This window comes from Telluria sp. LT1R51-2 (assembly GCF_059685775.1).
Genome location: NZ_JCASIM010000005.1, coordinates 1 through 5,958, shown reverse-complemented (window position 1 = coordinate 5,958; position 5,958 = coordinate 1). Strand labels below are relative to the sequence as shown.

Genomic DNA, 5,958 nt, shown 5'->3' with positions numbered 1-5,958 from the left:
CCCACCCCTTCCCATCCCGAACAGGACCGTGAAACGACTTTGCGCCGATGATAGTGCTGCAACCAGTGTGAAAGTAGGTTATCGTCAGGCTAGTTATATAGAAAAGCCCCGCTCAGTGATCTGAGTGGGGCTTTTCGCTTTGGGCGATCGGTTTGTCATGCTCAGCTCGTTGATGTGATGGGCACGGTGCGCCACCCCACCGCCAACACCCGTGAATCTGGTGCACAATACTTCCATCAGCATTGTCATTTCAATCACGGGAACAGCATGAATGAACAGGTCGCACGCAATGTCGTGCTGGCGCGCGCGATCGAGCACGCCGACGTTGGTCATACCGTACTGAGCGACGACGATCGCAAGTACGCCACCCGCAGCGCACGCGAACTGGCTGCTTGGCAGGCAGCCGACAGCCACACGGCCGTCAACCAGCAGCACTTCCTGCAGCAGCGCGCTGAGCAAATCCTCAAGCGCCTCGGCGAGCGCACGCCGGCCTTTGGCGCTTTCCAGCGCCGTGCGCCCGGCATGCGGGGCATCTGGTTCGCACTGCCGTTCATCGCCTTTCTGCTTGGCGCCGCGCTCGACCGCATCGCCGATCCGCACCGTGTCGACCTGTTATCCGCACCGCTCCTCATCATCATTGCCTGGAATTTGCTGGTGTACCTTGGCCTTCTGGTATGGGCGGTCGTGCCTGCCGCACGCCGTAAGAAAAGCGGTGCGCCGCTGCTGCGCCGACTAAGCGTCGGCAAGGCGGTCGCACCACGCAAGCTCCCCACAGCGCTGGCCGAAGGCGTGGCCCATTTTCTGGCCGATTGGGCTGTCCTGAGTGAGCCGCTCACCCGTGCGCGCCTCAGCCGCACGGTGCACCTTGCGGCCGCCGGTTTCGCACTTGGCGCCGTCGCATCGCTGTATGCCCGTGGCCTGCTCACCCAATACGTGACTGGCTGGGAAAGCACCTTCCTCGATGCCCAGCAAGTCCACACGCTGCTGTCGTGGCTCTTCACGCCGGCACTGACTGTATTCCCGTTCCTGCAAGGCTTCACGCTGGCCGAGATCGAGCAACTGCGTTTCGGCGGCAGCGCCGGCCTGCCGGTTGGCGAGCGCTGGGTGCATCTGTATGGCGCGACATTGCTGCTGCTGGTGATCGTGCCACGCGTGCTGCTTGCCATTATCTCTGGGCTGCGCGCGCGCCATCTGTCGCGTCACTTCCCGCTTGACCTCGACCAGCCGTACTACCGCAAGCTGGCCGACAGCATCGGCACCAGTGCGCCAGCCGTGCTGCGCGTGATCCCATACACTTACACGCTTGACGAGCCACGCGACCGCGGCCTGTGGGCAATCGCCGCTGCGGCGCTCGGTGGGCAGGCAAGGGTGCAGCTGCTGCCGTCGGTCGCGTATGGCATCGAGCCGAAAGACGCGCTGCGCGAAACGATGCTCAATGAGGCGGGCATCACGGTAACCACCGTGCTATTCAGCCTTGCGGCGACGCCGGAGAAGGAAAATCACGGTGCGCTGCTCGACTACCTCGTCAAGCACGTGCCGCGCGGTGTCGCCGTGCTGCTCGATGAATCAGCGCTGCTCGAGCGCATCGGTGATCAGGTCGGCGCCGAACGCGCCGCCGAGCGTCATTCACTGTGGCGCCAGTTCTGCAGTTTCCATGGCACGTCGGCGCATGTCGTCAATTTGCTCGAACCCGACAAGCATCCGCTTGAACTGGGTGCGGGCCTCACCTTGCCGGAGCTGCGATGAACCAGCCGGCCAAGATCCAGTTTGCCCTGGTCTCGCATACCAACAACGGCAAGACGACGCTTGCCCGCACGTTGGTCGGGATGGACGTTGGCGAAATCCGCGACGCGGCCCACGTGACCCAGATTTCGCAAGGGTATCCGCTGCTTTCCACACCGGGAGGGGACTCGCTCGTGTTGTGGGATACGCCCGGTTTTGGCGATTCGGTGCGTCTCCATAAACGCCTGGCCATGGCTGGCAATCCGATCGGCTGGTTCCTGCGCGAAGTCTTCGACCGCTATCGCGACCGGCCATTCTTCCTCAGCCAGCAGGCGCTGCGCGCCGCGCGTGAAGAAGCCGACGTGGTGCTGTACCTCGTCAACTCGTCCGAGTCGCCGCAGGATGCGGGCTATCTGCCGTCCGAGATGAATATCCTCGAGTGGCTCGGCAAACCCGTCGTCGTACTGCTCAACCAGATCGGCCCACCGCGTCCGGCCAGCGAAGAACAGGCCGAGCCGCAGCGCTGGAAACAGCACCTGGCCCAGTACTCAGTGGTGAAGGAAGTACTGCCGCTCGACGCCTTCGCCCGCTGCTGGGTGCATGAACACGTGTTCTACGAATCGGTCGCGCACCTGATCGCGGCCGACAAGCAGCCAGCCTACGCGCGGCTCCTGTCTGTCTGGGCGGCGCGCAATCGCGAGCGCTACTCAAGCGCCCTGCATATGAGTGCCGAACAGATTGCGGCTGCGGCGCGCGACACCGAGGCGCTGGACGAACAGCGTCCAGGGATGCTGCGCAGTGCCCTGAAAGCAGTCGGCATTGGCAAGGACGAAGCGCGCCGCCAGGAGTTGGCGATGGCGGCGCTCGTGCAGCGCCTGAACGACGGCATCAATCACGCGACGGCGCGCATGTTGTCCCTCTACCGTATCGATCCAGGGCAGGCCGTTGCTGTCAATGCGCGGGTGCGCGACAACTTCGCGGTCAACGCGCCAGTGGACAAGGCGCAGGCTGGATTGCTGGGCGCGGTGGTGGCGGGGGCAACCACCGGTCTGTCGGCCGACTTGATGGCGGGTGGGCTGACGATGGGGGCCGGCGCATTGTTGGGCGCAATCGCCGGCGGCATCACGGCTGCCGGCGCCGCATGGGGCTTCAATCAGGGGACCGATCGCAACCAGGCAAACGTGAAGTTCGCCGATCCGTTCCTGCAGCAGATGCTGGTGAGCGCGATCCTGCGCTATCTGGCAGTGGCACACTTCGGGCGCGGGCGTGGCAACTATGTCGAAAGCGAAGCGCCGCCGTTCTGGCAGGCCGAGGCCGAGAGTGCACTGGCTGCCCGCAGCGTCGATAGTCAACGCCTTTGGCAAGCGGTGCGCGCCGCGCCCGACCTGGGCGCGGCCACCAAACTGGTGCAGGCTGTTCTGGTGCCGGCAGTGACAGCCACCCTGGCGCGCCTGTATCCGGATGTCGTGCTGCCGGGGCAGGAGCCGCAAGCAGCGACCCCGGCCCCGGTGGACCTGATTAAAACTGATACTGCGCGCTGACGCCCAGCAGCCAGTTACTGCCAGGCGCCGCTTCGTAATAGCGGCGGTTGGCGTCGCCCACGATCACCGAGCCGACGTAGTCGCGGTCGAACAGGTTGTTCAGGCGCGCGAACTGACGCAGGCGCCAGCCGCCGAATTGCTGGCTCGCCTGCACGCGGGCATTGACGACCGCATAGCCGGGCGCCGTCTGCGCGGTGTTGGTGTCTTCCGCATACACCCGGCTGTTGGCGACTGTCTCGAGCGCAACGCCATAGCGGCCCGCCGCTTCCGTCCAGCCCAACTCGCCGTAGAAGCTCGACTTGGGTACGCCCGGCAGGCGGCTACCCTTTGGGACGGCGCCGAATCCTTCGTCATAGATCGCATGCAGCATGCTCATGGCGAGGCGCGCGTTCCAGCCGGCGCCCAGTTCCGCATCCACCGACAGTTCACCGCCCTGGCGCAGCGTCGCACTTGCGTTGCGATAGCTGGTGCGGCCGCCCGATGACGCGTCGACCACCAGTTCATCCTTCGTCTTCACCTGGAACACGGCGGCGTTGACGCGCACGCCGCGGGCCACCATCGCCTTGGCGCCGACTTCCAGGTGTGTGCCGATTGCTGGTTGCAGTGCGAAGTTGAAGCCGCCGCCCGTACCTGAATAGAACGACTCATTCATCGTCGGCGTCTCGAAGCCGCGCGCCGCGCTGGCATACACGTTCAGCGTTGGCGAAATCTTGTAGAGCACACCGACCAGTGGTGTCGTGTGACGGAAGTTGGTGCCGCCGCTGTCGTTGCCGTTGGACAGATACCGGTCCTCGACGTCGAAGTCCACACGGCTGTGACGCAGTCCGCCTGTGAGTACCCACTGATCGCGTTCCCATTCGACTTGCACATACGGGTCGACACTGGTCACGTCGTTCTTCTCATCGCGCCGCAGATTGCCCTTCACGCCGAAGGTATTACCGATGAAGTTCTCGAAACCCTGACGCGCATCCTTGGATTGCGCCATTTCGAGGCCGGCCGTGGTACGCAGCGTGCCACCAGCGACGGTGCGCACCGCACGCCAGTTGGCGTCGATGCCGTAGAAGTCGCGGTCGAAATCGATGACGCCGCCCGAGTGGGTCGGCGGCGCCTGGAAGCCCCGCGAAAACGACTGGTACTGGATCACGCGACGATTGCCGCCGTAGGCCGTGACTTGCAGGCGATCCTGGCCGAAACGCTGTTCGAACGTTGCCCCAAACTGCTTGTGATCGATGCTCTTGCGGGTGTCGTAGCGCTCGGCCAGCGTGCGCTGCGGCGAGCGTGTATCGGTGGTGTCGATCTCGCCCGCGCGTGGATCGCGCCGGAAGGTATCCCACGTCACGCCGAGAGGATCCTGGGTATCGTCCTGGCGCAGGCCACTGGCCGTGATCACCAGGCGGCTGGTCGATGTCGGCTCGACCACCAGCTTGGCATAGGCCTGATCGCGCGTGGCTGCACTGTGGTCGCGGTAGCCATCGGTCTCGAAACGCGATGCATCGATCAAATACCCGATGCCGCCGCTGCGACCCGACGCATTCGTATCGAGCTTGCGCTGGCCGTAACTGCCGCCGGTGAAGGTGGCGTCGACCGTTGGCCTGTCGGTCGGCTCCCGCGTGAACAGCTGGACCACGCCACCCGAGTGATTGCCGTACAACGCAGAAAAGGGACCACGCAGCACTTCGATGCGTTCGGCGAGATCGAGATTGAAGGTCGCGGCCTGGCCCTGGCCGTCCGGCATGGTAGCCGGGATGCCATCGGCAACGAGCCGCACACCGCGCACGCCGAAGGCAGAGCGCGTGCCAAAGCCGCGCGACGAGATCTGCAGGTCTTGCGCATAGTTTTCACGATTGCGCACGACGATGCCCGGCACGGCGGCCAGTGCTTCGGACGCATTCACGCGCAACTGCGCGGCGCCGATCTGGGCCGCATCGACGACATCGATCGCGGCAGGCAGGTCGAAGCTGGTGTGTTCCGCGCGGGTGCCGCTGACAACCACCACATTCATCGGATTGCGGATGTCATCGGCAATGGCAGCCAGTGGCCAGCAGGTGCAGACGGCAGCGATCGTGGTACGGCGCAGGACAGGATGCTTCATTCGTTCCTCAAAGTGGTTCGTGCAGAGTCTAAAAGTTGGTCTTATGTTATTTAGCCGAAGAATATATCTTGAGAGCCAGAATCCTGCTCGCGCGGCAAACCTTGCACGAAAATGTGTGGCGCGCAGATTCTTTTGTGAGGGGGCTTGCGGAACCCTGGCGAGGTTTGTTATAGTTCGCCTCCGCTTCGGCAGTGACCGAAAATGTTAACGTAATCAAGTGGTTACGAGGGCAAGGTCTACAGAGAAATCTGAGACGAAGCGAAAAGAAAGAGTTGACGAGAATTAGGAAATACAGCATAATCTCTCTTCTCTGCTGCAGCGAACAAAACGATTCGCTACCAACAGCAAGATGCACCGAATAAAGTTCTTTAAAAATTAACAGTCGATAAGTGTGGGCGTTTGATGAAGGTGCCAAGAACTTCGGTTCTTGATTACTTAAATTATCAAATGTTCACAAAAAAGAAATACGTTGTCTCAGCAATGAGATAACGGTCAGTATTTTGAGTGAGCGACCCCTGCCGCAAGGCAGGGTGGCAGAAATGCCAACAAACAGAGATTGAACTGAAGAGTTTGATCCTGGCTCAGATTGAACGCTGGCGGCAT

The 5,958-nt window shown here is 62.6% G+C and carries 3 protein-coding genes and 1 rRNA gene; 3 read left to right on the top strand and 1 reads right to left on the bottom strand.

The annotated features are described in order from the left end of the window. From rrf to AC56LH_RS22590, 3 genes are all read left to right on the top strand, one after another. Positions 1 to 90, top strand: a 5S ribosomal RNA gene (gene rrf / locus AC56LH_RS22600); the annotation flags it as partial. 177 nt (positions 91 to 267) lie between these two features. Continuing rightward, entirely contained in the window at positions 268 to 1,746 is a 1,479-nt protein-coding gene (locus AC56LH_RS22595) for a DUF2868 domain-containing protein (protein WP_499649866.1), read from the top strand. Beyond that, entirely contained in the window at positions 1,743 to 3,263 is a 1,521-nt protein-coding gene (locus AC56LH_RS22590; protein WP_499649864.1) for a DUF3482 domain-containing protein, read from the top strand. Before AC56LH_RS22595 ends, AC56LH_RS22590 begins: the two co-directional genes overlap by 4 nt. Here AC56LH_RS22590 and AC56LH_RS22585 read toward each other — a convergent pair. After that, positions 3,241 to 5,355 carry a TonB-dependent receptor family protein gene (locus AC56LH_RS22585; RefSeq protein ID WP_499649862.1) on the bottom strand — a complete coding sequence of 705 codons (2,115 nt, stop codon included), beginning with the start codon at positions 5,353 to 5,355 and terminating at the stop codon, positions 3,241 to 3,243. The two genes, AC56LH_RS22590 and AC56LH_RS22585, sit on opposite strands and share 23 nt — an antisense overlap. Positions 5,356 to 5,958: the final 603 nt, after the last annotated feature.